Origin of the sequence: Streptomyces sp. Ag82_O1-12 (assembly GCF_900182715.1) — a bacterium.
GTDB classification, from domain to species: domain Bacteria; phylum Actinomycetota; class Actinomycetes; order Streptomycetales; family Streptomycetaceae; genus Streptomyces; species Streptomyces massasporeus.
Window position 1 is genome coordinate 538098 of the sequence record NZ_FXUW01000001.1, and the last position, 25540, is coordinate 563637.

The 25540-nt window shown below is 71.4% G+C and carries 23 protein-coding genes; 9 read left to right on the forward strand and 14 right to left on the reverse strand.

Annotation, left to right across the window (positions count from 1 at the left end; genetic code table 11):
• Positions 1–11: 11 nt before the first annotated feature.
• The 13 genes from QOL88_RS02630 to QOL88_RS02690 form a co-directional block, all read right to left on the reverse strand.
• Complete coding sequence (locus tag QOL88_RS02630) at positions 12–944, reverse strand: glutaminase (RefSeq protein WP_179878745.1); 933 nt, start codon at positions 942–944, stop codon at positions 12–14.
• Positions 945–978: 34 nt separating this feature from the next.
• Positions 979–2388 (reverse strand): aspartate ammonia-lyase, encoded by a 1410-nt coding sequence (gene aspA, locus QOL88_RS02635; RefSeq protein WP_097214894.1) that lies wholly within the window; start codon positions 2386–2388, stop codon positions 979–981.
• Positions 2389–2510: 122 nt separating this feature from the next.
• Positions 2511–3527 carry an asparaginase gene (locus tag QOL88_RS02640; RefSeq protein ID WP_097222827.1) on the reverse strand — a complete coding sequence of 339 codons (1017 nt, stop codon included), beginning with the start codon at positions 3525–3527 and terminating at the stop codon, positions 2511–2513.
• A 32-nt stretch (positions 3528–3559) separates the two neighbouring features.
• A complete protein-coding gene (locus QOL88_RS02645; protein WP_097214895.1) occupies positions 3560–5002 on the reverse strand; it encodes an amino acid permease in 1443 nt (480 codons plus the stop codon).
• Positions 4999–5676, reverse strand: coding sequence for a FadR/GntR family transcriptional regulator (locus tag QOL88_RS02650; protein ID WP_097214896.1), 678 nt, complete (start codon positions 5674–5676; stop codon positions 4999–5001). Before QOL88_RS02650 ends, QOL88_RS02645 begins: the two co-directional genes overlap by 4 nt.
• 175 nt (positions 5677–5851) lie before the next feature.
• Positions 5852–6688 (reverse strand): undecaprenyl-diphosphate phosphatase, encoded by an 837-nt coding sequence (locus tag QOL88_RS02655; RefSeq protein WP_097214897.1) that lies wholly within the window; start codon positions 6686–6688, stop codon positions 5852–5854.
• Between the two features lie 81 nt (positions 6689–6769).
• Complete coding sequence (crcB, locus tag QOL88_RS02660) at positions 6770–7117, reverse strand: fluoride efflux transporter CrcB (RefSeq protein WP_097214898.1); 348 nt, start codon at positions 7115–7117, stop codon at positions 6770–6772.
• Positions 7114–7494 (reverse strand): DUF190 domain-containing protein, encoded by a 381-nt coding sequence (locus QOL88_RS02665; protein WP_283445871.1) that lies wholly within the window; start codon positions 7492–7494, stop codon positions 7114–7116. The genes crcB (QOL88_RS02660) and QOL88_RS02665 overlap by 4 nt, the downstream gene beginning before the upstream one ends.
• Positions 7491–7946, reverse strand: a complete 456-nt coding sequence (gene crcB / locus QOL88_RS02670; protein WP_097214899.1) for a fluoride efflux transporter CrcB — start codon at positions 7944–7946, stop codon at positions 7491–7493. The genes QOL88_RS02665 and crcB (QOL88_RS02670) overlap by 4 nt, the downstream gene beginning before the upstream one ends.
• A 147-nt stretch (positions 7947–8093) precedes the next feature.
• Complete coding sequence (locus QOL88_RS02675) at positions 8094–9122, reverse strand: SMP-30/gluconolactonase/LRE family protein (protein ID WP_097214900.1); 1029 nt, start codon at positions 9120–9122, stop codon at positions 8094–8096.
• A 49-nt stretch (positions 9123–9171) separates the two neighbouring features.
• Positions 9172–9429 (reverse strand): ArsR/SmtB family transcription factor, encoded by a 258-nt coding sequence (locus QOL88_RS02680; RefSeq protein ID WP_097214901.1) that lies wholly within the window; start codon positions 9427–9429, stop codon positions 9172–9174.
• A 188-nt stretch (positions 9430–9617) separates the two neighbouring features.
• The gene (locus QOL88_RS02685; protein WP_097222828.1) at positions 9618–11177 is read right to left on the reverse strand and encodes a glycoside hydrolase family 53 protein; all 1560 of its coding nucleotides are present in this window, start codon (positions 11175–11177) and stop codon (positions 9618–9620) included.
• A gap of 109 nt (positions 11178–11286) precedes the next feature.
• Complete coding sequence (locus tag QOL88_RS02690; protein ID WP_097214902.1) at positions 11287–13305, reverse strand: beta-galactosidase; 2019 nt, start codon at positions 13303–13305, stop codon at positions 11287–11289.
• Positions 13306–13488: 183 nt separating this feature from the next.
• On the opposite strand from QOL88_RS02690, the gene QOL88_RS02695 reads away from it, so the two are divergent.
• The 5 genes from QOL88_RS02695 to QOL88_RS02715 all read left to right on the forward strand — a co-directional run bounded on the left by QOL88_RS02695 (position 13489) and on the right by QOL88_RS02715 (position 18292).
• Positions 13489–14808 carry an ABC transporter substrate-binding protein gene (locus QOL88_RS02695; protein WP_097214903.1) on the forward strand — a complete coding sequence of 440 codons (1320 nt, stop codon included), beginning with the start codon at positions 13489–13491 and terminating at the stop codon, positions 14806–14808.
• A complete protein-coding gene (locus QOL88_RS02700) occupies positions 14805–15782 on the forward strand; it encodes a carbohydrate ABC transporter permease (RefSeq protein WP_257027419.1) in 978 nt (325 codons plus the stop codon). Before QOL88_RS02695 ends, QOL88_RS02700 begins: the two co-directional genes overlap by 4 nt.
• Positions 15779–16690, forward strand: a complete 912-nt coding sequence (locus tag QOL88_RS02705) for a carbohydrate ABC transporter permease (protein ID WP_097214904.1) — start codon at positions 15779–15781, stop codon at positions 16688–16690. Before QOL88_RS02700 ends, QOL88_RS02705 begins: the two co-directional genes overlap by 4 nt.
• Entirely contained in the window at positions 16687–17718 is a 1032-nt protein-coding gene (locus tag QOL88_RS02710; protein ID WP_097214905.1) for a LacI family DNA-binding transcriptional regulator, read from the forward strand. Before QOL88_RS02705 ends, QOL88_RS02710 begins: the two co-directional genes overlap by 4 nt.
• Before the next feature lie 148 nt (positions 17719–17866).
• A complete protein-coding gene (locus tag QOL88_RS02715) occupies positions 17867–18292 on the forward strand; it encodes a MarR family winged helix-turn-helix transcriptional regulator (RefSeq protein WP_097214906.1) in 426 nt (141 codons plus the stop codon).
• Here QOL88_RS02715 and QOL88_RS02720 read toward each other — a convergent pair.
• Entirely contained in the window at positions 18289–18687 is a 399-nt protein-coding gene (locus QOL88_RS02720) for an SseB family protein (RefSeq protein WP_030844525.1), read from the reverse strand. The genes QOL88_RS02715 and QOL88_RS02720 overlap by 4 nt on opposite strands.
• A 363-nt stretch (positions 18688–19050) precedes the next feature.
• Between QOL88_RS02720 and QOL88_RS02725 the strand changes: the two genes are divergently transcribed.
• From QOL88_RS02725 to QOL88_RS02740, 4 genes are all read left to right on the forward strand, one after another.
• Positions 19051–20196, forward strand: a complete 1146-nt coding sequence (locus tag QOL88_RS02725) for an MFS transporter (protein ID WP_097214907.1) — start codon at positions 19051–19053, stop codon at positions 20194–20196.
• A 33-nt stretch (positions 20197–20229) separates the two neighbouring features.
• Positions 20230–21996, forward strand: coding sequence for a glycoside hydrolase family 35 protein (locus QOL88_RS02730; protein WP_097214908.1), 1767 nt, complete (start codon positions 20230–20232; stop codon positions 21994–21996).
• Complete coding sequence (locus QOL88_RS02735) at positions 21993–24374, forward strand: beta-galactosidase (protein ID WP_097222830.1); 2382 nt, start codon at positions 21993–21995, stop codon at positions 24372–24374. Before QOL88_RS02730 ends, QOL88_RS02735 begins: the two co-directional genes overlap by 4 nt.
• An 85-nt stretch (positions 24375–24459) precedes the next feature.
• Positions 24460–25530 (forward strand): LacI family DNA-binding transcriptional regulator, encoded by a 1071-nt coding sequence (locus tag QOL88_RS02740; RefSeq protein ID WP_097214909.1) that lies wholly within the window; start codon positions 24460–24462, stop codon positions 25528–25530.
• Positions 25531–25540 lie beyond the last annotated feature (10 nt).

Below are 25540 nucleotides of genomic sequence, written 5' to 3' on the forward strand. Positions count from 1 at the left end.
TGGCACCCTGGTCAGAACACCGACAGACCCGTCAGGGTGGTGAAGCGGTCGAGCGCCGCCACGCCCGCCACCGAGTTGCCCCGCTCGTCCAGGCCCGGGCTCCACACGCACAGGGTGCAGTGGCCGGGTACGACCGCGATGATGCCGCCGCCCACGCCGCTCTTGCCGGGCAGGCCCACCCGGTAGGCGAAGTCGCCCGCCGCGTCGTAGGTGCCGCAGGTCAGCATGATCGCGTTGATCTGCTTGGCCTGGCTGAGGGTGAGCAGGCGGCTGCCGTCGGCGCGGATGCCGTGTCGGGCCAGGAAGCCCGTGGCGAGGGCGAGGTCGGCGCAGGACGCGGCGACCGAGCACTGCCGGAAGTACTGCTCCAGGAGCAACGGGACCGGGTTGTCGATGTTGCCGTACGACGCCATGAAGTGGCCGAGCGCGGCGTTGCGGTCGCCGTGGGCGGTCTCCGAGGCGGCGATGTCCTCGTCGAAGGCCAGGCCGGGGTTGCCGCTCTCCGCCCGCAGGAACGCCAGCAGTTCGCCCGAGGCGTCGCCGGTACGGGTGTGCAGCCGGTCGGTGACGACGAGGGCGCCCGCGTTGATGAACGGGTTGCGGGGGATGCCGTTCTCGTACTCCAGCTGGACCAGGGAGTTGAAGGGGTTGCCGGAAGGCTCGCGGCCCACGTGCTCCCACAGGGCGTCACCCTCGCGGGACAGGTCGAGGGCGAGGGTGAAGACCTTGGTGAGGGACTGTGCGGAGAACGGCTGCCGCCAGTCCCCCACCCCGTACACCGTGCCGTCGAGGTCGGCGACGGCCATGCCGAAGCGGCGCGGGTCGCAGGCGGCGAGCGCCGGGATGTAGTCGGCGGGCCTGCCGCGGCCGGGGGTCCGCTCCATCTCCTCGGCGATGCGCTCCAGGACCGGCTGGAAGGTCGTCGTCGACGTCATGATCGCCATTGTCCCTCCGCCGGTCCCGGTGCGCTCTCGTGGGTCAGACCAGGGCCTGGCCGCTGCCTGCCAGGACCTCGGGGCGCAGCAGGCCGGCGAGTGTCTCGGCGGGGAGCAGGCCCTTCTCCAGGACCAGTTCGGCCACGCCCCGGCCGGTGGCGAGGGCCTCCTTGGCGATGTCGGTGGCGGCCGTGTAGCCGATGTGCGGGTTGAGAGCGGTGACCAGGCCGATGGAGTTCTCGACGCTCGTGCGCAACGCCTCGGTGTTGGCGGTGATGCCGGAGACGCAGCGCTCGGCCAGGGTCAGGCACGCGCTCTGCAGATGCGTGATGGACTCCGACAGGGAGTGGAGGATGATCGGCTCGAAGGCGTTGAGCTGGAGCTGACCGGCCTCGGCGGCCATGGTGATGGTGACGTCGTTGCCGATGACCTCGAAGGCGACCTGGTTGACGACCTCGGGTATCACCGGGTTGACCTTGCCCGGCATGATGGACGAACCGGCCTGCACGGGCGGCAGGTTGATCTCGCCCAGGCCGGCGCGCGGCCCGGAGGACAGCAGCCGCAGGTCGTTGCAGCTCTTGGAGAGCTTGACCGCGATGCGCTTGAGCACGCCGGACATCTGCACGAAGGCGCCGCAGTCCTGGGTCGCCTCGACCAGGTTGGCCGCCGTCACCAGGGGCAGCCCCGTGATGGCCGCGAGGTGGCGGCGGGCGGCCTCGGCGTACCCGGCGGGCGCGTTGAGGCCGGTGCCGATCGCGGTCGCGCCGAGGTTGATCTCGTGGATCAGCTGGACGGCCTCGGCGAGCCGGGCCCGGTCCTCGTCCAGCATGACGGCGTACGCGGAGAACTCCTGACCCAGGGTCATGGGCACCGCGTCCTGCAACTGGGTGCGGCCCATCTTGAGCACGTCGCGGAACTCGACGGCCTTGTGGGCGAACGTGTCCTGCAGCACGGACATCGCGTCGAGCAGCCCGCGCACCGCGAACACCGTCGCGATCTTGACGGCGGTCGGGTAGACGTCGTTGGTGGACTGGCCGAGATTGACGTCCTCGTTGGGGTGCAGGAACCCGTACGCGCCCTTGTCGTGGCCCAGCAGTTCCAGCGCCCGGTTCGCCACGACCTCGTTGGCGTTCATGTTGGTGGAGGTGCCGGCGCCGCCCTGGACGACGTCCACGACGAACTGGTCGTGCAGCTTGCCGTCGCGGATCTCCCGGCAGGCCTCGACGATGGCGGCGGCCTTCTTCGGGTCCAGCAGGCCGAGTTCCTCGTTGGCGAGGGCGGCGGCCTCCTTGACGGCGGCGAGGGCGTCGATCAGGTGCGGGTAGGCGGAGATGGGCATGCCCGTGATGGGGAAGTTCTCCGTGGCCCGCAGGGTGTGCACACCCCAGTACGCCTCGGCGGGAACGTCGCGGTCACCGAGCAGATCGTGCTCGGAGCGGGTGGCGGCGGTCATGACGGTGAGGGTCCTCTTTCTGAGGGAAGTGAGGGTGATACGCGCCCCGTCAGGGGCGCGGGGAACTGCGCGACCGGCCACATGCGCCTCGCAGCCGCCGGACGGCAGGATCCGGCACATCGTCAGGCGCGGGCAGCACCGGCAAGCGGCTCCAGCGAACGAACGGGCCGCACCCGCCCGACCTCCCGGCCACCGCCCAGCAGCGGCTCGCCCTGGAACTCGGTGAGCAGTTCCGGGTCGACGCCCGCCCAGGCCAGCGCCGCAGCGGCCACCGGCACACGAGCCCGGTTCGCACCATCCGCGATCTTCACCGCAACAGCTCGCCCATCGGCCAGCGCGGCCACCTGCACGCCCTCGAAACCGTCCTTGGACAACAGCCCCGGCACGGCCCGCATCAGCGCGGCGACGTCCCGCCCGGATCCGGAGGCCATCTCCGCGTGCTCGCGCATGGCGTCGGCGACCCGGGCCTCGGGCGTGCCCGGCGCGGCCGTGGCGATCCGGGCGGTGGCCCGGGCGAGGCCGTGCAGGGAGACGGAGAACAGGGGCGCGCCGCAGCCGTCGACGGTGACCCGGGCGATGCGCTGCCCGGTGAGGTCCTCGACGATCTCGGCGATGGCCTGCTGGAGGGGGTGGCCGGGGTCGAGGTAGTTCTCCAGGGGCCAGCCGTTGAGGGCGCAGGTGTAGAGCATCGCCGCGTGCTTGCCGGAGCAGTTCTGGGCGAGCCGTGAGGGCAGCCGGCCCTCGCGCACCCAGGCGTCCCGGACGACCGGGTCGAACGGCAGGTCCGGGACGTTGCGCAGGTGGTCCTCGGTGAGTCCGGCGAGTTCGAGGATGCGCCGGGTGCCGGCGAGGTGGCGTTCCTCGCCGGAGTGGCTGGCCGCCGTCAGGGACAGCAGCTCGCCGTCGAGCGGCAGCCCGGCCCGGGCCATGGCCACGGCCTGGACGGGCTTGATCGCGGAGCGCGGGTAGAAGGCGGCCTCGATGTCTCCGATCTGGAGCCGGACCTCTCCGTCGGCGTCGAGGACGACGACGGAGCCGTAGTGGATGCCTTCGACGATTCCGTCGCGGATGAGGTGGGCGACGGGGGCGTGGACGGGTTCACGGACAAGGGGTGCGTCCGCGAGTGAACTGCTGAACATCACTGCCTGCTTCTCGTGGAGCGGCGCGTTCCTCACGCGTCGGTTCCGGTGGTGGACTTGCGTGCGATACGGCCGCGGATGCCGAACCATCCGACGACCAGGGCTCCGACGATCAGCGGCAGGCAGAGCACGGTGGTGCGTCCCGCGCCGCCGTCGGCGTACATGAGGACCAGGACGGAGGCGAGGAAGGCCAGCGTCACGACCTCGGTCCAGGGGGAGCCCGGGAGCCGGTAGCCCGGGCGGGTCAGCTCGCCCTTCTGGGTCTTCTGCCAGAAGAGGAGGTGACAGACCATGATCATGCCCCAGGTGGCGAGGATGCCGATCGCGGCGAAGTTCAGCACGATCTCGAACGCCTCGGCGGGCACGACGAAGTTGAGTCCGACGCCCAGGACGCAGATGCCGCTGGTGAGCAGGATGCCGCCGTAGGGGACCTGGCTGCGGCTCATCACGGAGGTGAACCTGGGCGCGGATCCGGCCATGGCCATGGAGCGCAGGATGCGGCCGGTGGAGTAGAGGCCGGAGTTGAGGGAGGACATGGCGGCCGTGAGGACGACGAGGTTCATCACGCCGCCGGCCGCCGGGACGCCGATGTTGGACAGCACCGTCACGAAGGGGCTCTCGCCGGCGGTGTACTTGTTCCACGGCAGCAGCATCGACAGCAGCACGACCGAGCCGACGTAGAACACGCCGACGCGCCACATGATCGAGTTGATCGCCTTCGGCATGATCTTCTCGGGGTTCTCGGTCTCACCGGCGGCGACGCCGACCAGCTCGACGGAGGCGTAGGCGAAGACGACGCCCTGGACGATCAGCAGCATGGGCAGCAGGCCGTGCGGGAAGACGCCGCCGCTGTCGCCGATCAGGGACGGGCCGGGGGTGTGGCCGTCGACGGGGTGCTGGGTGACCAGCAGGAAGATGCCGATGCACATGAAGACGAGCAGCGCGCCGACCTTGACGATCGCGAACCAGAACTCCAGCTCGCCGAAGATCTTCACCGAGATCAGGTTGACGGTGAGGACGACCGCCAGGGCGATCAGCGCGATCACCCACTGGGGTATGTCGGAGAACATGCCCCAGTAGTGGGTGTAGGTGGCGACGGCGGTGATGTCGGCGATGCCGGTGGTCGCCCAGTTGAGGAAGTACATCCAGCCGGCGGTGTAGGCGCCCTTCTCCCCCATGAACTCGCGTGCGTAGGAGACGAAGGCGCCGGAGGAGGGCCGGTACAGCACGAGTTCGCCGAGGGCGCGCACGACGAGGAAGGCGAAGAGGCCGCAGACCGCGTAGGCGATGAAGAGGGAGGGGCCGGCGTCGGCGAGGCGTCCGCCCGCGCCGAGGAAGAGGCCGGTGCCGATGGCTCCGCCGATGGCGATCATGTTGACGTGCCGGGACTTCAGGGACTTGCTGTAGCCCTCGTCTCCGGCATCGACATGGACGGAACGTTTCTGCACCTCATTGTGCAGGGACTGCTCACTCACGCCTCGGGTCCGCCTTCCGTGGGGGTGTCCGTGCGCGATGAACGCACGATGTCGGTGAGGGTCGTCTCGACGCGGTCGAGATGGTGGGCCATGGCCTCCACCGCGTCGTTCTCGGAACCGTCGATCAGCGCCTCGACGATCGCCCGGTGCTCGCGGTTGGACTGCTCGCGGCGGCCGCCCAGCTCGTTGAGGAAGGCCGACTGGCGGGCCAGCGCGTCCCGGATCTCCTCGATGACCCGGCGGAAGACCGGGTTCTGGGCGGCCTCGGCCACGGCGAGATGGAACAGCGTGTCCATGGCGACCCACGCGGTGGTGTCCGTCTCCCGCTCCATCCGGTCCAGCAGGTGGGCCAGGTGGTCGAGGTTCTCCGGGGTGCGGCGCCGGGCCGCGTACCCGGCGACCGGGATCTCGACGTGGCGGCGCACCTCCAGCAGGTCGCTGGCCGCGTAGTCCCCGAAGGTGGGGTCCTCGACGGTGCTGGCGACGACGAAGGTGCCCTTGCCGGTCCTGGACACCGTCAGACCCATGGTCTGCAGTGCCCGCAGCGCCTCGCGCAGCACCGGCCGCGAGACCTCGAGGGTGCGGCACAGTTCCGCCTCGGAGGGGAGCTTGTCGCCGATGGCGTACTCGCCCCGTTCGATGGCGCCGCGCAGGTTCGCCAGCACCGCTTCCATGGCACTGACGCGCCGCACGGGCTGTCCGGCTGTCCGGCTGTCTGACAGGTTCACGGGAGTGATACTCCGGCCGACGGAAGCTGCTGTCAAGGGGTGGCCCCCAAGGAGCGCGGGGAACTGCGCGACTAGCCACGATGGCGCCGCAGACAGCCGACGGCGCCTCCCGGCAGACCACTCAACCGTTCAGCACACCCGCTCCGAGCAGCCCGAACAGCAGCACGCCCACCACGATCCGGTAGATCACGAACGCGTTGAACGAGTGCTTGGCGACGAACTTCAGCAGCCAGGCGATGGAGGCGTACGCCACGACGAAGGAGACGACCGTGCCGACGGCGAGCGGGGCGGCGCCCACCCCGGTGCCCAGGGCGTCCTTGAGCTCGTAGAGGCCGGCGCCGGTCAGGGCGGGGATGCCGAGGAAGAAGGAGAGGCGGGTGGCGGCGACGCGGTCCAGGTCGAGGATGAGCGCGGTGGACATGGTGGCGCCGGAGCGGGAGAAGCCGGGGAAGAGCAGGGCGAGGATCTGGGAGCTGCCGACCAGCATCGCGTCCTTGAACGAGGTGTCGTCCTCGCCGCGCTTGTGCCGGCCCATCTGGTCCGCCGCCCACATCACGCCGCTACCGACGATCAGCGAGCCGGCGACGACCCACAGCGAGGCGAGCGGGCCCTCGATGAGCGGCTTGGCGGCCAGTCCCACGGCGACGATCGGGATGGTCGCGTAGATGACCCACCAGGCGAACTTGTAGTCGTGGTGGTACCGCTCCTCGCGGTCGCGCAGGCCCCTCCCCCAGGCGGAGACGATCCGCACGATGTCCTTGAAGAAGTACACGAGCACCGCGGCGATCGCGCCGACCTGGATGACGGCCGAGAACCCGACCACCGCGTCCTCGTCGACGGGGATCCCCATCAGTCCCTCGACGATCTTCAGATGCCCGGTGGAGGAGACGGGCAGGAACTCGGTCACCCCCTCGACGGCTCCGAGGACGACGGCCTGACCGACGCTGATGACGCTCATGGGATCCAGTTCTTTTCGGGGGCGGGAGCGGAGGGGACCGTCTTACTACACCCGGACGAGAACGGATCTCATGGACGCGCCTCACAGACGCGCCAGTGCCACCCCCGCGAAGGCCGCGGCGACACCGGCCGTCACACTGACCGCGACATTGAGCGCGGCCTGCAGACGCGCCCCGGTCTCCGCCAGCCGCAGCGTCTCGTAGGAGAACGTCGAGTAGGTCGTCAGGGCCCCGCACAGGCCGGTGCCGAGCAGCAGCTGGAGGTGGGTGGCGGCTCCGGTGAGCAGGCCGAGCACCAGGGAGCCGGTGACGTTCACCGTGAAGGTGCCCCAGGGGAAGACCGAGTCGTGCCGCGCCTGGACCGCCCGGTCGGTGAGATAGCGCAGCGGGGCGCCGACCAGGGCGCCGCCGACGACCAGCAGCCAGTTCACAACGAGTTCTTACCCTTCGGGTGCGTTGCGCCGGGCGGGTCGTCCCGCTCGGCGTACCGGATGACCTCGCAGTCGTCGAGGGTCACCAGCCCTTCGGGGAGCAGTTCGTCGAGCTGCGGCAGGAACGCGCGGACACGTGGCTCGGTGTCGACGATCACCACGGCGATCGGCAGGTCCTCGCTCAGGGACAGCAGCCGCGAGGTGTGGATCAGGGAGGAGGCGCCGAAGCCCTCGATGCCGCGGAAGACGCTGGCCCCCGCGAGTCCCGCCGCGTGGGCGCGGTGGACGATCTCCGCGTAGAGGGGCTTGTGGTGCCAGGTGTCGCGCTCGCCGACGAAAACGGTCAGGCGCAGGGCCCTGCCGGTCAGCCTCGTCATCGTCGCCTCGCTTTCAGGACGCGGCGGGTCGTCCCGGCCGCGAGCCACACCGCCGTGAGCGCCGCGAGCGGGGTCGCGGCGAGGTAGGCCAGCCCGGTGCCGGGACGGCCGCCGTCGATGAGTTTCTGGATGTCGACGGCGTATGTCGAGAAGGTGGTGAAGCCGCCCAGGACTCCGGTGCCGAAGAAGGGCCGGACCAGGGGGTGGGCGGTCCGGATCTCGGTGATGACGACCATGAACATGCCGATCACGGCGCAGCCGGCGATATTGATCCCGAGGGTCGTCCAGGGGAATCCGCCCGGGGATGTGGGCCACCAGAGGGAGGCCGCGTACCGGGCGGTCGCGCCCACTCCCCCGCCGAGCGAGACGACCGCGACGACGGGCGCCTGGGCACGCCAGGGCGACGGGTGGCGGGTGGTCGCCGCGACGCGGAGGCTTTCCGGGGATGTCATGGGCTGGTTCGTCTCCTACTCGCCGGGGCCCGGGGTCGTACGGGCGCGTGCCGTCGCAAGTAGGGACCGTTGGCGGCGTCCTTGCCGCGGTTCGGGTACGGCGGGCCCCACCGCCGCGCCGCGACGGGGTCGCGGCCGGAGTTCAGGTTAACCCCGGGGCGGGGCGGGGTCACTCCGAGGCGGGTGGTTCGCAGACCGCCATACCCGCGGTGCGGGCCACTTCGCCGCGGGCGGCTCGCAGACCGCCACGCCCCGTTCCCAGATGCTGCCGAGGATCAGGTGGCCGCCCGCTTCGCAGACGCTGGTGGGCATGCGGTAGCCGGAGCGGCGTCGGGCGAGGTGGTGCACGACGCGGCCCTCGTCGTCGAAGGCCTGGACGGCGATCGCGCCGGTGGGCCGGAACGGGGCGCGTACGGCCAGGCGCGCGGCGGCGGCGCGGACGCCGGGCGCGCCGCGGTGGAACAGGTCGAGGGCCGGGACGCGGGGCCCGGCGAGCGCGACCCAGATCGGTCCGTCGGGCGCGCCGCGCCAGAGGTTGTCGGGCATGCCCGGGAGGTTCTCGGCGAACGGTTCGCTCCGCCCGGCCTTCGGCCCGGTGAGCCAGAGGCGCAGCAGCCGGCAGGCACCGGTCTCGGCGACGACGAGGAAGGACTCGTCCGCGCCGACGGCGATGCCGTTGGCGAACTGCAGGCCGTCCAGCACCACCTCGGGTGCGACGCCGCCGGGGGCGAGCCGCAGCAGCCGTCCCGTACCGGTGTGTTCGACGATGTCGCCGATCCACTGCTCCAGCGGGTAACGGCGGCTGGACACGGTGAAGTAGACGCTGCCGTCGGAGAGGGCCACGGCGTTGCTGCAGAAGCGCAGTGGTTCCCCCGCCACCGAGTCGGCGAGGATCCGGACCGTGCCGTCGCCGGTGTCGACGCGCAGGAGTCCGCGTTCGGCGTCGCACACCAGCAGGTCGCCGTCCGGGAGGAGTTCGAGCCCGAGCGGCCTGCCGCCGGTCTCGGCGACCACCTCGACGCGGGCCGCGACCGGGTCGGCGAGGGCGTCGAGGCGCAGGATGCGGCCGTCCGCGACGCCGGTCAGGACACGGCCGCGCGGGTCGGCGACCACGTCCTCGGGGCCGGGGCCCACGGCGACGTAGTGGCGGGGTACGAGTGCCGTGGGACGGTCCATTGCGCGTGTGTCCTTCACCATCGGGGGCGATACCGGTGTACCGGGTCGCCTACCAGCCCTTCTCAAACATCCGGGCGACTTCCGCGATCCGTATGTCGTCGCGGTGGTAGCGCACACGGCCCGCGGACCTGCTGGTGCGCAGCATGCCGGTCGCCTCCAGCAGCCGCAGATGGGTGACGGCGACCGGGCGCGGCATCGAGAACCGCTCGGCGACGGCGTCCGCGGTGACACCGTCCGCCGCGGGACCGGGTTCCTTCAGCCAGGCCAGGATGCGCAGCCGCGTCTCGTCCGTGGGTGTCCTCAGCATGTCGTGCCCCTGCCTCGCGGCTTCGCCCTCTCACCGCGTCTTCCCACTGTCTCGCAGCCGACGCCGCCGCGTCCGTGCTTCGGCAGCGTTGACCGATATCGAACTTCCCCGCTGGGGAGCGGAGTTCGGACAGACGAGCGAGGAGAGGGCGGGGCCCGGGAAGCCGGGCGGCCCCACCCCCGGTGGACTCAGCGGTGCCGGAACCAGGACATCGAAGAGAGCGCCCGGTCGTCGTAGCCGAACAGCGCCTGGTTCTCCCAGGCGTTGCCGGACGCCGCGTCGGTCGGGTCCCAGCCGTTGCCGCCGACCGCGGTCCAGGTCGCCTCCCAGTAGAAGGCGCCGAGCCCGCGGCCGTTCGGGACGGCCTCCACGATGCTCATCATGTCGTTCATCCACCGCGTCTGACCGGCCACGCTCGCCGGGTAGCCGGCGACGAGTTCGTCGCTGGTGTCGATGATGTTCGGGTGCGCGTCCTCGCTGTCCAGGCGGAACGGGTAGGCGGTCTCGGCGACGAAGACCGGCTTGCCGTAGCGGGCGGACGCGTCGTCGAGGGTCGTCTGGAAGTCGGCCAGTGTGCCGTGCCAGTAGCCGTAGAACGACAGGCCGATCGCGTCGAACTTCACGCCGTGGGAGCGGGCGCTGTCGAACCACCAGCGGGTGCCCTCCAGGTCACCGCCCTCGGCGAGGTGCAGGGCCACGGTGGTGGCGGAGCTGACCGCCTTGACGGCGTCGTAGCCGGAGTTGAGCAGACCGGCCAGCTGCGTCCAGTTGGAGGTGGATCCCTCGTTCCAGAGCATGCCGCCGTTGATCTCGTTGCCGACCTGGACCATGTCGGCGGCGGTGCCCTGCGCCTTGAGGGCGTTCAGCACGTCGTACGTGTGGTGGTACACGTCCGTCTTCAGTTGGCCGTAACCGTGTCCGGACCAGGCGGCGGGTTTGTCCTGGCGTCCCGGGTCGGCCCAGAAGTCCGAGTAGTGGAAGTCGACCAGCAGCTTCATGCCCTGTGCCTTGACGCGCTTGGCCGTGGCCAGGACGCGGGCCTTGTCGTTGTAGCCGTCGGCCGGGTTCACCCAGACCTTGAGACGCGCGTAGTTCATGCCGTTCGACTTGAGGACGGCCAGGGGGTCGGCGGCGGTGCCCGAGCTGTTGCGGTAGACGCCGCCCTTGGCCTCGCTCTTGGCCAGCGACGAGACGTCGGCACCCTTGATCGACGTACCGGATGTACCGGACGTGAAGGTCAGGTCGTCGACGTTGATCCAGTTGCCCGCGTTCGCGTCGCTGTTGACGCTGATCGTGCACTGACCGGCGGTCACCTGGACCGGCACGACGATCCGGAGCCAGCCGCTTGCCGAGACCGGCAGGTCGGTGCGCTGTTCGGCGCCGCCGCAGTTCCTCAGCGCGAGGTACGCCGACTTCTGCCCGCCGCCGGAGCGGACCCAGGCGGTGAGCCGGTAGTTCCCGTTGGTGAGTCCGGACAGGTACTGGTACGTCTCCACCTTGTAGGCCGACGAGGACCAGTGGCTGAGGCGGTGGCTGCCGGAGTGGCCGCCGGACTCGGCGAACGAGGCGCCGGTGTCGCCGTATTCGGACCAGCCGCTCGGGATCGCGGCGCCCGCACCGTCGGCTTCGAAGCCGCCGTTGGCCAGGGTGCTCGCGGCGTGGGCGGTGCCGGCGGGCAGGGCGGTGAGGGCGAGGCCCGCGGCGAGCGGGAGCAGCAGGGCCCTGAGGGTGCGTCTGGGATGGAACATCGTCGTCCGTCGTCCCTTCGACGTGGCGGTGGGGAGGTGCTCCTCACCCGGGGACAGGTGAGGGCCCTTCGCCCGCGGCTCGTGGCACGCGGGGGCGGAGGGAGTGGGTTCAGCCGTCCAGCCGGACGACCCGGACGGCTCCGGCCGGGACGGCCAGGCGGCCCGTGGCGGGTTCACCGGTCAGCAGCTCGGTGCCGGCGGCCTCCAGCGGCACCTTGACGTCCGAGCCGGTGTGGTTGACCGCGAACAAGTAGGTGCCCGACGCGCCCGTGCGCCGGACCACTTCGACGTCCCGGGGCAGATCGCGCGGGGCGAGCCGCGCGTCCTCGCCCGCCCGGCCGAGCAGCGCGTCGAGGCCGTCGGCGCCGAGCCGGGTGGAGACGTACCAGGCGGTGCCCTCGCCCAGACGGTGCCGGGTGACGGCGGGCAGACCGGCGGTGAGGCCGTCGGCGTAGGTCAGGACGGTCTGCGCGCCGCGCGGCACCACGAACTCCGTCCACACGTCGGCGGCCAGCTCGGTCCCGTCCGGGCCGGTGACGCGCACTCGTTCTCCGGGCAGCAGCGGGGAGAACTCCTCGACGGTGAGGCCGAGGACGTCCCGCAGCGGGCCCGGGTAGGCGCCCTCGTGGACGGCGTCGTGCTCGTCGACGATGCCGGAGAAGTACGAGACGACGAGCGTGCCGCCGTTCTCGACGTACGCCGTCAGGTTGCGCCCGGCCGCCTCCGTCATGAGGTACAGGGCCGGTACGACGACAAGGGGATACCTCGACAAGTCGGCTTCCGGGTGGGCGAAGTCGACGGTGAGGTGGCGGTCGTAGAGGGCCTCGTAGAAGGCGTCGGCGCGCTCGCGGGCGTCGTGGTCGACACTGGGGCGCCAGTCGAGGTTCTGCGCCCACCAGGAGTGCCAGTCCCACAGCACGGCCACGTCGGCCTCGGTGCGGGTGCCGCGGATCTCGCTCAACGCCTCGACGGACGCGCCCAGTTCGACGACCTCGCGCCACACGCGGGTGTCGGTGCCGCCGTGCGGGACCATCGCCGAGTGGAACTTCTCGGCGCCGCGCCGGGACTGGCGCCACTGGAAGAACAGGGCGCCCTCGGAGCCGCGCGCCACATGGGCGAGGGAGTTGCGGGCCATCTGGCCGGGGGCCTTGGCGGGGTTGCGGAGCTGCCAGTTGACGCCCGAGGTGGAGTGCTCCAGCAGCAGCCAGGGGGCGCCGCCCGCGACGGACCGGGTGAGGTCCGCGGCCATCGCCAGGTTGACGTGGGTGCGGCGGCCGTCGGTGATCAGGTAGTGGTCGTTGGTGACGAGGTCGACCTCGCGGCCCCAGGCCCAGTAGTCGACGGAGTCGCACTGGCTCAGCGCCGTCATGAAGTTGGTGGTGACCGGGACGCCCGGCGAGAGGCGGTGCAGGATGTCCCGTTCCGTGCGGAAGTTCTCGCGCATGGTGGCGTCGGCGAACCGCTTGTAGTCCAGCGCCTGGGCGGGGTTGACGGCCGCGGGGGTGAGCCGGGGCGGATTGATGTCCTCGAGGTCGCCGTAGCGCTGGCCCCAGAAGGCCGTGCCCCAGGCCTCGTTGACCGCGTCGACCGTGCCGTACGTGGTCGCCAGCCAGCGGCGGAAGTGGGCGGCGCAGGACGCGCAGTAGCAGGCGGAGACGGGGACGCCGTACTCGTTGTGGACGTGCCACATCGCCAGCGCCGGGTGGTCGCCGTAGCGTTCGGCGAGCTTCCGCGTGATGGAGGCCGCGGCCTCGCGGTAGTCGGCGTTGCTGTGGCAGATGGCCGCCCGGGAGCCGAACTCGTAACGCACGCCCTCGGCGGTCACCGGCAGCGCCTCGGGGTGGGCCCGGTAGAACCAGACGGGCGGTACGACGGTGGGGGTGCCGAGGTCGACGCGGATGCCGTGCTCGTGCAGCAGGTCCAGGAGCCGGTCGAGCCAGCCGAAGTCGTAGCGCCCCGGTGCGGGCTCCAGCAGGGCCCAGGAGAAGATCCCGACGCTCACCAGGGTGACGCCGGCCTCCCGCATCAGCCGGACGTCCTCCTGCCAGACGCTTTCCGGCCACTGCTCGGGGTTGTAGTCCCCGCCGAAGGCGAGCCTGGTGAGGCCCCTGGGGGTGGTCTCCGGCATGGATGGTCTCCCGGTCGTCGAAAAGTGGGAACGTGCACACACGCCGGGTGCGGCGCGGAGGCCAACATAACCTCACAGCAACAACCATTGACAAGAGTCCAGGATGTTTCTCTACTGTGAACGCTCACAGAAGCGTGGCAGGTCCTCGCAGCGCGCGAGGACCCCAGGTCAGGGGAGAGATCCATGCCGTACACGAAGCGCCGCCGCCTGGTGAGAACCGCCGTCGCCATCGCCCTCGGTGCCACCACCCTCGCCGCCTGCGGCTCGGAATCCGCGGACGGCGAGACCGAGTCGGGGCCGGCCTCGCTGACGTACTGGACCTGGACGCCCGGCATGGACAAGGTCGTGGACCTGTGGAACAAGGGGCCGGGCAAGAAGGACCAGATCACCGTCACGGTGAAGAAGCAGGCGTCCGGTGACACGCTGGTCACCAAGATCCTCACCGCGCACAAGGCCGGCAAGGCACCCGACCTGGTGCAGGCCGAGTACCAGGCGCTGCCCACACTGGTCAGCAACGACGCGCTCGCGGACATCTCGAAGAACGTCGGCGGGGCCGAGGACAAGTTCGCCGACGGCGTCTGGCAGCAGACCACGCTCGGCACCGACGCGGTCTACGCGGTCCCGCAGGACATCGGGCCGATGATGTTCTACTACCGCGAGGACCTGTTCAAGCAGTACGGCCTGACGGTGCCGACGACCTGGGACGAATTCGCCGAGACCGCCCGCAAGCTGAAGAAGGCCGCCCCCGGCAAGGACCTCACCACCTTCTCCGCCAATGACTCCGGCCTCTTCGCGGGCCTCGCCCAGCAGGCCGGCGCCCAGTGGTGGACGACCTCCGGCGACCGGTGGAAGGTCTCCATCGACGACGCGGCCACACAGAAGGTCGCGAAGTTCTGGGGCGGCCTGGTGAAGGAGGGCGCCATCGACAACCAGCCGATGTACACCCCGGCCTGGAACAAGGCGCTCAACACCGGCAAGCAGATCGCCTGGGTCAGCGCCGTGTGGGCACCGGGCACGCTGACCACCGCCGCCCCCGACACCAAGGGCAAGTGGGCCATGGCCCCGCTCCCCCAGTGGTCCGCGAGCGAGAACCGCACCGGCAGCTGGGGCGGCTCCTCCACCGCCGTCACCACCGACTCCAAGCACCAGACGGCCGCCGCGAAGTTCGCCACCTGGCTGAACACCGACAGCGAGGCCCTCAACGCGCTGGCGAAGGAGAGCGGCATCTACCCGGCCGCCACCAACGCCCAGACCAGCGGCGCCTTCCTCAAGCCGCCGGCCTACTTCTCCCACCAGGCCGACTTCTACCGCAAGGCCGCCGACATCGCCGAGACCACCGCGCCCTCCGCGTGGGGCCCGAACGTCAACGTCGCCTACACCACGTTCAAGGACGCCTTCGGCGCCGCCGCGAAGAACAAGTCCGACTTCGGCGCCGCCCTGGACGAGATGCAGGCCGACACCGTCGCCGACATGAAGAAGCAGGGCTTCGAGGTCGCTCCGTGAAGAGCACGGCCCGCCGGCAGTCGTACGGGGTGAAGGGCGCCCCGTACGCCCACCCGGCTCCCGCCACCACCCTCGAACGAGCGCGAAGCGCCCCCTATTTCTTCCTCCTCCCGGCCACCCTCCTCTTCGCCCTGTTCTTCGCCCTGCCCATCGGCTACGCGCTCTGGCTCAGCTTCCGCAAGGTCAAGGTCTCGGGCCTCGGCCTCGGCTCCGGCGCCCGCAGGGAGGTCTGGGCCGGTCTGGAGAACTACACCGACGCCCTCTCCGACAGCGAACTGCTGCACGGCGCCCTGCGCGTGCTCGGCTACGGGTGCATCGTCGTGCCCGTCATGCTCGGCCTCGCCCTGCTGTTCGCGTTGATGCTCGACTCGGAGAAGGTGCGGCTCGCGCCCGTCACCCGGCTCGCGATCTTCCTGCCGTACGCCATCCCCGGCGTGGTGGCCGCCCTGCTCTGGGGCTTCCTCTACCTGCCGGACGTCAGCCCCTTCTACTTCGTGCTCGACAAGCTCGGGATGCCCCAGCCGGACCTGCTGGACGGCGGGCCGCTGTACCTCGCCCTGTCGAACATCGCGGTGTGGGGCGGCACGGGCTTCAACATGATCGTCATCTACACCTCGCTCCGGGCGATCCCGGCGGAGGTGTACGAGGCCGCGAAGCTGGACGGCGCCACCCCGACGCAGATCGCGCTGCGGATCAAGATCCCGATGGTCGCGCCCTCACTGGTGCTGACCTGCTTCTTCTCGATCATCGCGACGCTCCAGATGTTCAACGAGCCGACCACCCTCAAGCCGCTCACCAACTCCGTGTCCACGACGTGGAGTCCGCTGATGAAGGTGTACCGGGACGCCTTCGGCGAAGGTGACATCTACGGAGCCGCGGCGCAGGCCGTGATCATCGCCTTCGCCACGCTCCTCCTCTCGTTCGGCTTCTTGCGGGCCGTGAACCGTCGCCAGAAGCAGGAGGCCGCCCGATGAGCTCCCTCGCCGTCCCCCAGGCCGAGCCGAGAGCGGACAGCGCGCCCGGCACGGCCCAGGACCGCCGCCCACCGCTGCGCCGCCGGATCGCCCTGGTTCCCACGGTCACCCTGCTGCTGGGCGCGCTGTACTGCCTGCTGCCGGTCGCCTGGGTGGTCATCGCCGCCACCAAGTCCGGGCGTGAGCTGTTCTCCACCTTCACGTTCCTGCCGGGCACCGGCTTCGCCGACAACGTCCGGGACCTGACCGCCTACCGCGACGGCGTCTACTGGCAGTGGATGGCCAACTCCGCCCTGTACGCCGGACTCGGTGCCCTGCTGTCGACGTGCGTGTCGGCGGTCAGCGGCTACGCACTCGCGACCTACCGTTTCCGCGGTCGCGAGACGATCTTCAACGTGCTGCTCGCGGGTGTGCTGATGCCGCCGGTGATCCTGGCCGTCCCGCAGTACCTGCTGCTGGCGAAGGCCGACCTCACCGACTCCTACCTGTCCGTCCTGCTGCCGCAGATCCTCTTCCCGTACGGCGTCTACCTCGCACGGATCTACGCCGCCGCCGCGGTGCCGGCCGACGTGGTCGAGGCGGGACGCATGGACGGGGCGAGCGAGTGGCGGATCTTCACCCGGATCGCGCTGCCGATGATGATCCCCGGGATGGTGACGGTGTTCCTGTTCCAGTTCGTGGCGATCTGGAACAACTTCCTGCTCCCGTACATCATGCTCAGCGACGACGAGAAGTTCCCGATCACGCTCGGCCTGTTCACGTTGCTGGAGCAGGGCGCCAACACCCCGGCCCTGTACACCCTGGTGATCACGGGAGCCTTCCTCGCGGTGCTGCCGCTGGTCGCCCTCTTCCTGGTCGTCCAGCGGTTCTGGAGTCTGGATCTGCTCTCGGGAGCCGTAAAGTCGTGACCGTGAACGCTACGGGAGGCAGGCGCAGGCCGCCCACGATCCACGACGTGGCACGCGAGGCGGGCGTCTCGCGCGGCACCGTCTCGCGCGTGCTGAACGGTGGCCACTACGTCAGTCCGGCCGCCCAGGAGGCGGTCAACGCCGCCATCCGCAAGACGGGTTACGTGGTCAACCGGCACGCCCGGTCCCTGATCACCGGGCGGTCCGACTCGATCGGCTTCCTGCTCACGGAGCCGCAGGAGCGATTCTTCGAGGACCCCAACTTCAACGTCCTGCTGCGTGGCTGCACCCAGGCGCTGGCCGCGCACGACATTCCGCTGCTGCTGATGCTGGCGGGGACCGAGGACGAACGGCGGCGCATCACGCGGTACATCACGGCCGGGCACGTCGACGGGGTGCTGCTGGTATCCAGTCACTCCGGCGATCCGGTCGCCGAGCAGTTGCGCGAGGCGGGGGTGCCGCTGGTCGCGTGCGGGAAGCCGATCGGGCTGGCCTCCAAGGTGAGTTATGTGGCCGCCGACGACCGGGACGGGGCCCGTGACATGGTGCGTCACCTGCTGTCGCTCGGGCGGCGCCGGGTGGGCACGGTGACCGGTCCGCTGGACACGCCCGGCGGTGTCGAGCGCCTCGCCGGCTACCGAGAGGTGCTCGCGGAAGCGGGCCTGGAGTTCGACGAGCGGCTGGTCGTCTCCGGTGACTACAGCCGGGCGAGCGGCGAGGCGGGTGCCGAGCGGCTGCTGGCGCAGGCCCCGGACATCGACGCGGTGTTCGTGGCCTCCGACCTCATGGCGCAGGGCGTGCTCGCGGCCCTGCAGCGGGCCGGGCGGCGGGTGCCGCAGGACGTGTCGGTCGGCGGCTTCGACGACTCACCGGCGGCCGTGGCCTCCAGCCCCGAGCTGACGACGATCCGGCAGCCGTGGGACCGCATCAGCAACGAGATGGTGCGGGTACTGCTCGCGCAGATCGGGGGCGAGGACCCGGCGGCGGTGATCCTGCCTACGGAGCTGGTGAAGCGGGAGTCGACGTAGGGCCCCGAAGGGGGCCGGATCCGCGAGACCGTACGCGAGCCTTCGTGCCGGAACCGCCAGACCGTGCTCCACGAGCCTTTGAGCAGGAGCCCTGAGCCCGTACTGCATGCACGGTCATTGATCCCTGCACCGGTGTTACCGTTCCCCTATGGCGTCGAAAACGGCTGGTGGGCAGCTCGAGGATCGGTGGCGGGACATCCTGTCGGCGCACGCGCGAACGATGTGCGAGATCGACCGGGCGCTGCATCCGCACGGTCTGGGCGCCTCCGACTTCGAGGTGCTGGACATGCTCGCGAGCGCGGCGTCCGAGGAGGGCGAGCAGTGCCGGGTGCAGAACCTCGTGGGGCGGGTCCATCTCAGCCAGAGCGCGCTGTCACGGCTGATCGCCCGGCTGGAGAAGGACGGGCTGGTGACGCGGTCCGTGTGCGCGGAGGACCGGCGGGGGGTGTGGGTCTCTCTGACGTCCAGGGGTCGTGACCTGCACGCCGAGGTGCTGCCGTTGCAGCGGGCAGCCCTGTCCCGGACGCTGGGCGGAGAGCCGCCCAGGCCCGGATCGGGTCGGTCGCCCCGCTAGCGGGCCAGCAGGGTGCGGACTCCCTCCGAGGTCAGTGTCAGGCGGTGCTCGGAGCTGCCGTCGATGGTGAGCGACAGGTCGTCGGCCGGCCACTGTGCGGCGAGGGCGCCGAGGGGCACCAGGCGGTAGCGGGAAACGAACGGCAGCAGCCCGGCCATCTCCACCTCGGAGGTGAACACGGGCACCACCGGTTCGCCGCCCGGCTGCTCCAGCACCGGCAGCGCCACCGCCGAGGGATTGGCGGCGTCGGAGTCGTTGGCGTCATCGGGCACGGGGATGAGCACGTCGCTGTTGGCGAGCGCGTCCAGAGCCGCCGTGTCCTCGGTGTTCTCGGCGAGGACGTCCAAAGCCCGCTGGGCGGGCGTGGGCGTGGGGTCGTTTGCGGGTGTCTCCATGGCAGATTCCCTGATAGCGGCGGTCGTGCGGCGCGCCCGGGCATGATCCGCCCGGGTGCGGTCCTGCTCGCGTACCCGAACGGGAACGGGGCAACCCTGGTGGATCTTCGGGGTTGGCGGGAGCACGGGGAGATCTCGTGAGGGCCGTGGTGTCCCGGTGCCTCCCGTTGGCATCCCGGGATGTCCCGGCGGGCCCCGGGGTGCCCGAGGGATGTTGACCCGCCTGATGTTACCGGTAACATCAGGCGTCTGATCCAGACGTACGCGACCGTGCCCTCCGCCCACCCACACGGTGGCCCGTCCTCCGGAGTCCGCGTGATCGAAGAGCGCGTTGCCCGTCTCTCCCCCGCACATCCCGGGCCTGTGTTCAGCAAGGCCGCCGTGGTCGCCTCTTGCGTGGGCTTCGTACTCATCGGTGTGTTGCAGTCCCTGTACGGCCCGGCGATCCCGGCATTCCGGGCGGAGTTCGGGCTCTCGCCGTCCGCCGCCGGGCTGGGGCTGAGTGCTCACTTCGTCGGTGGTGTGGGCGGGGTGCTGCTGTTCGACCGGCTCTACGGCCGGGTCGGCAACCGGCGTGTCCTCGGCAGTTCGTATCTGCTGATGGCCGTGGGCGCGGCGGGCTTCGCCCTGGCGCCCGACTGGCCCACCGCCCTGGCGGCGGCCCTGCTCGCGGGTTTCGGCTTCGGCGGCATCGACTACGGCCTCAACCAGCTGTTCGCCGTGGGCTTCGGCTCCCGTTCGACCGCGATGCTGAACATCCTCCACGCGCACTTCGGCATCGGCGCCATCCTCGGCCCCGCCGTGATCGGCGCGGTCGGCTCCGAGCACTACCCGGCCGTCTTCCTCGCCCTCGCGCTCGCCAACCTACCGTTGCTGCTGTGCCTGCGGGGTGTGCGCAGCCACGTGCCCGCTCCAGCAGGCGAAGAGGCCGGTGGCGGGGCCGACGGCGGGTCCGTCCTCGGGCGGAGCCTCGGTTCCGTGCTCGCGGTCTTCGTCGTCCTCTACGTCCTGCACATCGGCGTCGAGACCGGTGTCGGCGGCTGGGAGCCCACGCACCTGGAGATCATCGGTTACGGCGCGGGGGTCGCCGCCACCGCCACCTCCGTGTACTGGCTGATGATGACCGTCGGCCGCTTCCTGGTCGCCCCGCTCGCGCTGCGCTTCTCCGCCCAGGCCATCATCACCGTCTCGTGCGCGGGCATGACGGTGTGCCTGCTGGCCGCGACCGTCCCCGCGCTCGCGCCCTACGCGTACGCCGGTGTCGGTCTGTTCATCGCGCCGATCTTCCCCACCGGGCTGCCCTGGCTCCACCGCGCCGCCCCGCAGGCCCGGCGGGCCGGTGCCCTGGTCATCGCGGCCTCCATGGTCGGCGGTGTCGCCGCGGGGCCCGCGCTGGGCAAGGCCATCGAGTGGTCCGGGATCCGCGCCGTGCCCCTCCTGCTGTGCGGCGTCTCGGCGCTGTGCCTGGCCGCCACGCTCTGGCTCATCCGCGGCACCCGCTCCCGCTGACCGCCTCCCCCTCTCCCGAAGGGAAACTTCCGCATGCCCGCCCTCACGACGACGTCCGACGGATTCCTGCTGCACGGCGAGCCGTTCCGGATCATCTCCGGCGCGCTGCACTACTTCCGCGTCCACCCCGCGCTCTGGTCCGACCGGCTGCGCAAGGCGCGGCTGATGGGCCTCAACACGGTGGAGACGTACATCCCGTGGAACCACCACCAGCCCGAGCCCGAGGGCCCCCTCGTCCTCGACGGCTTCCTCGACCTGCCCCGGTTCCTCCGGCTCGCCCGGGACGAGGGGCTGCGGGTGCTGCTGCGTCCGGGGCCGTTCATCTGCGCCGAGTGGGACGGCGGCGGCCTGCCCGACTGGCTGACCTCCGACCCGGACATCCGGCTGCGCACCAGCGACCCCCGCTTCACCGGGGCCGTCGACCGCTACCTCGACCTGCTGCTGCCCGCGCTCCGGCCGCACATGGCGGCGGCGGGCGGTCCCGTCATCGCGGTGCAGGTGGAGAACGAGTACGGGGCCTACGGCGACGACAGCGCCTATCTGAAGCATCTCACCGACGCGTTCCGCTCCCGTGGCGTGGAGGAGCTGCTGTTCACCTGCGACCAGGGCGACCCCGAGCATCTCGCGTCCGGAAGCCTGCCCGGTGTCCTCGTCACCGGAACCTTCGGCAGTCGCGTCGAGCAGTCCCTGGCACGTCTGCGCGAGCACCGGCCCGAAGACCCGCTGTTCTGCGCCGAGTTCTGGATCGGCTGGTTCGACCACTGGGGCGGGCCCCACCACGTGCGGGACGCGGCCGACGCCGCCGCCGACCTGGACCGGCTGCTGTCGGCCGGGGCGTCCGTGAACATCTACATGTTCCACGGCGGCACCAACTTCGGCTTCACCAACGGCGCGAACCACAAGCACGCCTACACCCCCACCGTGACGTCCTACGACTACGACGCCGCACTCACCGAGTGCGGCGACCCGGGCCCGAAGTACCACGCCTTCCGCGAGGTCATCGCCCGCCACGCGACCGTCCCCGACGAGCCCGTCCCGGCCCCGAGTCCCAAACTCCCGTCCACTTTCGTGGAGTTGAGCAGCCGGGCTCCGCTCCTGCCGCTCGCCGGTTCGCTCGCCCCCGCCGTACGCACCGACACGCCCGTGACCATGGGCGAGCTCGGGCAGCGCACCGGCTACGCGCTCTACCGCACCACCCTGCCGGCCGACGGTGACGGAGTGCTGCACTTCGCCCGCGGCGTCGGCGACCGCGCCCAGGTCTTCGTGGACGGCGCACCCGTCGGCGTGCTGGAGAGCGAACGCCACGACGAATCGCTGCCCGTGCGCGTGCCGCGCCCCGGCGCGACGCTGGAGGTCCTCGTCGAGAACATGGGCGGCGTCAACTACGGCCCCCGCATCGGCGCGCCCAAGGGCCTGCTCTGCCCGGTCTCCCTCAACGGCACGGACCTGACGGGCTGGGACTGCCACCCACTGCCTCTGGGTGACCCGGGGGCGGTGCCGTTCGCCCCGGCCGGCGAGACACCGGTCACCGTCCCGGCCTTCCACCGCGGCACCTTCGACGTCGACACCCCCGCCGACGCCTTCCTCTCCCTGCCCGGCTGGTCGAAGGGCCAGGCCTGGGTCAACGGCTTCCATCTGGGCCGCTACTGGAACCGCGGCCCGCAGCGCACGCTGTACGTTCCCGCTCCGGTGCTGCGTGCGGGCTCCAACGAACTCGTCCTGCTGGAGCTGCACGGCACGACCGCCACCCGCGCCCTGCTCACCGACACCCCCGACCTCGGCCCGGAGAACACGTGGTGACGCGTCTCCTGCGGGTTCCTCCGCCCGCCGCTCCCCCGCTGACCGGTCACCTGCCGTTCGCGGACGCCCCCGGCGTGCCCGACCCGATCGAGGTCACCAGCCGTTGGCTGACCCGGGGCGGCCGGCCCTGGTTCCCGGTCTCCGGCGAGTTCCACTACTCCCGCTACCCGAACGGGGCGTGGGAGGAGGAGCTGCTGAAGATGAAGGCGGGCGGGGTGAGCGCCGTCGCCTCCTACGTCATCTGGATCCATCACGAGGAGGCCGAGGGGCGGGTCCGCTTCGACGGCGACCGCGACCTCAGACGCTTCGCCGGGCTGTGCGCCCGCCACGGCCTGGACTTCATCCCCAGGATCGGCCCCTGGTCCCACGCGGAGGTACGCAACGGCGGCCTGCCCGACTGGGTCCTGGCGCGGACGCCCGCACCGCGCACCGACGACCCCGCCTATCTGTCGCCCGTACGCGCCTGGTTCACGCGGGTCGCGGCTCAACTGCGGGGTCTGGAACGCGCGAGCGGCGGCCCGATCGTCGCGATCCAGATCGAGAACGAGCTCTACGACCGGCCCGGCCACCTGCGCACGCTGAAGCGCCTGGCCCAGGAGGCCGGGCTGAGCGCGCCGTTGTGGACGTCGACCGCGTGGGGCGGGGTCCGGCTCCCTGGCGAGGAGCTGCTTCCGCTGTACGGCGGCTATCCGGAGGCTTTCTGGACGGAGGCCGACGGGGGCTGGCCCGACACCTGCCGCAAGCACTTCTTCTTCACCCACCAGCGCGACGACGAAGCCATCGACCCCGATCTGCGGCCCACGGGTGTGCCGGACGCCGGGCCCTGTGCCGATCGATTCCCCTGGGCCACCTGCGAGTTGGGCGGCGGCATGGCGGTGGCCTACCACCGGCGGCCCCGGGTGGAGGCCGCCGACATCGGTGCCCTCGGGCTCACGAAGATCGGCTGCGGGTCGGTGTGGCAGGGCTATTACATGTTCCACGGTGGCACGAACCCGCCCGGCGAGCCGGCCTCCCTCCAGGAGTCGCACGCCACCGGCTACCCCAACGACCTGCCCGTCCTGACCTACGACTTCCAGGCCCCGCTCGGCGAGTACGGACAGTTGCGGCCCTCGTACCACGAACTGCGCCTCCAGCACCTGCTGCTGGCCGACCTGGGACACCGGATCGCGCCGATGCGGTCCGTGCTGCCCGAGCAGACGCCGACCGGGCAGCACGACCGGGACACCCTGCGCTGGGCCGTGCGGACCGACGGCACCTCCGGATTCCTGTTCGTGACCAACCACCAGCCGCACGAGCCGCTGCCGGACCACCCCGGCACGGCCTTCACCGTCGACTTCCCGCTCGCGCCCCCGCTGACGCTGCCGAGCACCCCCGTCACCGTCCCCTCCGGCGCGTACTTCTGCTGGCCGCTCCGGCTGGACGTGGCCGGGCTGCGGCTGGAGTGGGCCACGGCGCAGCCCGTGTGCACCGTCGAGGCGGACGGTCGTACGGTCCTGGTGCTGGCCGCGACCGACGGCATCGCGCCCGAACTCGCCCTGGACGCGGACACGGTGGCGTCCGTCACCGTGCCGTCCGGGGAGATCACGCCGGTCGCCGGGCGGGTCCTGGTCAGCGGGGTGCGTCCCGGAACCGACGCCTTGGTCGAGGTGGAGGCGGCCGACGGTTCGCGCGTCGGGCTGCTGGTCCTGGACGCGGCGACGGCCCGTAGCGTCTACCGGGGCCCGGCGTGGGGTGCCGAGCGGCTGGTGCTGTGCGGGGACGGTGTCGTCTTCGACGAGGGCCGTGACGAGGTGCGGCTGCACAGTCCGGCCGCCGAGCCGTCGTTCGCGGTGCTGCCCGCACCGGATGCCGCCCCGGTGGCGGAGGGCGCCCATGTGCGGCAGGCCGCGGACGGTGTGTTCACGCGCTACACGATCGAGGCCGGGCCCCCCGCCGGCACCGCGGCGATGGTCACGTCCGTCAGACCGGGCGGCGGGGCGCCCCGGCCGGTGACCGGCGTGCGGGGTCGCGCGAGCGTGCCGCGCGAGGAGGACATCGACGCGGCGGCCGCGGCGTACCGGGTCGACGTACCGGAGGACCTGCTTCGGGACCCCGCGGGTGTGCTGCTGCGGCTGCGCTGGACGGGGGACCTGGCGCGGGCCTACGTGGGAGACGTCCTGGTCGCCGACCAGTTCTACTCGGGGCGGGTCTGGGACATCGGGCTGGACCGGCTGCCGGCCGGGGCGCTGCGCACGCAGGGGCTTCGGCTGCGGGTGCTGCCGCTGGCCCGGGACGCGCCCGTGCACGTGCCGGGGCAGTCGGGTGACGCCTGGCGGGAGGCGCGTGTGCTGGAAGCCGCATGGGTGGTCACGCGCCGCTGGAGCGTCCGGACCGGCTGAGACGTTCCGGGCACCCGCCCGGCCTATGCTGAGCTCCTGACGGGCGGGTTCAGCACCGCCGTACCGACATCGAGGATCACCCGCCATGACACCGAGCGCCCCCGACGGTCCCGTTCCCAAGGGCCGCAGCAGGCGCAACTTCGCGGGGGCGCGGCCGGTGATGGCCGACGTGGCCCGGATGGCCGGCGTCTCCAAGCAGACCGTGTCGCGGGTGCTCAACGACCATCCGGCCGTCCGTCCCGAGACGCGCGAGGCGGTCTCGGAGGCCATGCGCACCCTCGGCTACCGGCCCAGCCGCAGCGCGCGGTCCCTGGCCAGTGGCAGGACCCGGATGCTGGGGGTGATCTCCTTCGACGCCGCCCGGTACGGGCCCGCCTCGATCCTGACGGCGATCAACACGGCCGCGCAGGAGGCCGGTTACCTCGTCAGCTCCATCGCCCTCGACACGGCCGACCGCGCCACCGTCGTCGAGGCCGTGAACCGGCTGTCGGCCGAGGGCGCGGACGGTGTGATCGCGATCGCGCCGCAGCTGTGGGTGGGCCGGGCCCTGGCGGAGACGACCGATCTGGGCACTCCCCTGGTGGTGCTGGAGAGCCCGCTCGACGACAGCACTCCCCTGGTCACCGGCGATTCCCGCACCGGTGCCCGCAAGGCCACCGAGCACCTCCTCGCCCTCGGCCACACGACCGTGTGGCACATCGCCGGCCCGGCCGGCTGGACCTCCGCCGACCACCGGCTGACGAGCTGGCGGGCGACGCTCCGGGCCGCCGGAGCCGTCGTACCGGAGCCCCTCGTAGGGGACTGGAGCGCCGACTCCGGCTACGACCTGGGCCGTCGGCTGGCCCGGCGCCCGGAGGTGACGGCGGTGTTCGCCTCCAACGACCAGATGGCGCTCGGCCTGCTGCACGCCCTGCACGAGTCGGGGCGGTCCGTCCCCGGGGACGTCAGCGTCGTCGGCTACGACGACATCCCCGAGGCGGCGCACTTCCTGCCGCCCCTGACCACCGTCCGCACCGACTTCGCGGAGATCGGCACCCGTTCCCTGCGTCTCCTCCTGGACCGGATCGACGGCCCGGGCGAGCGGCCCCGCGCCGACACGCTCGTGCCCGTGGATCTGGTGACGCGGGCCAGCAGCGGTCCCCCACCGGGGCGCTGAGGGGCGTTCG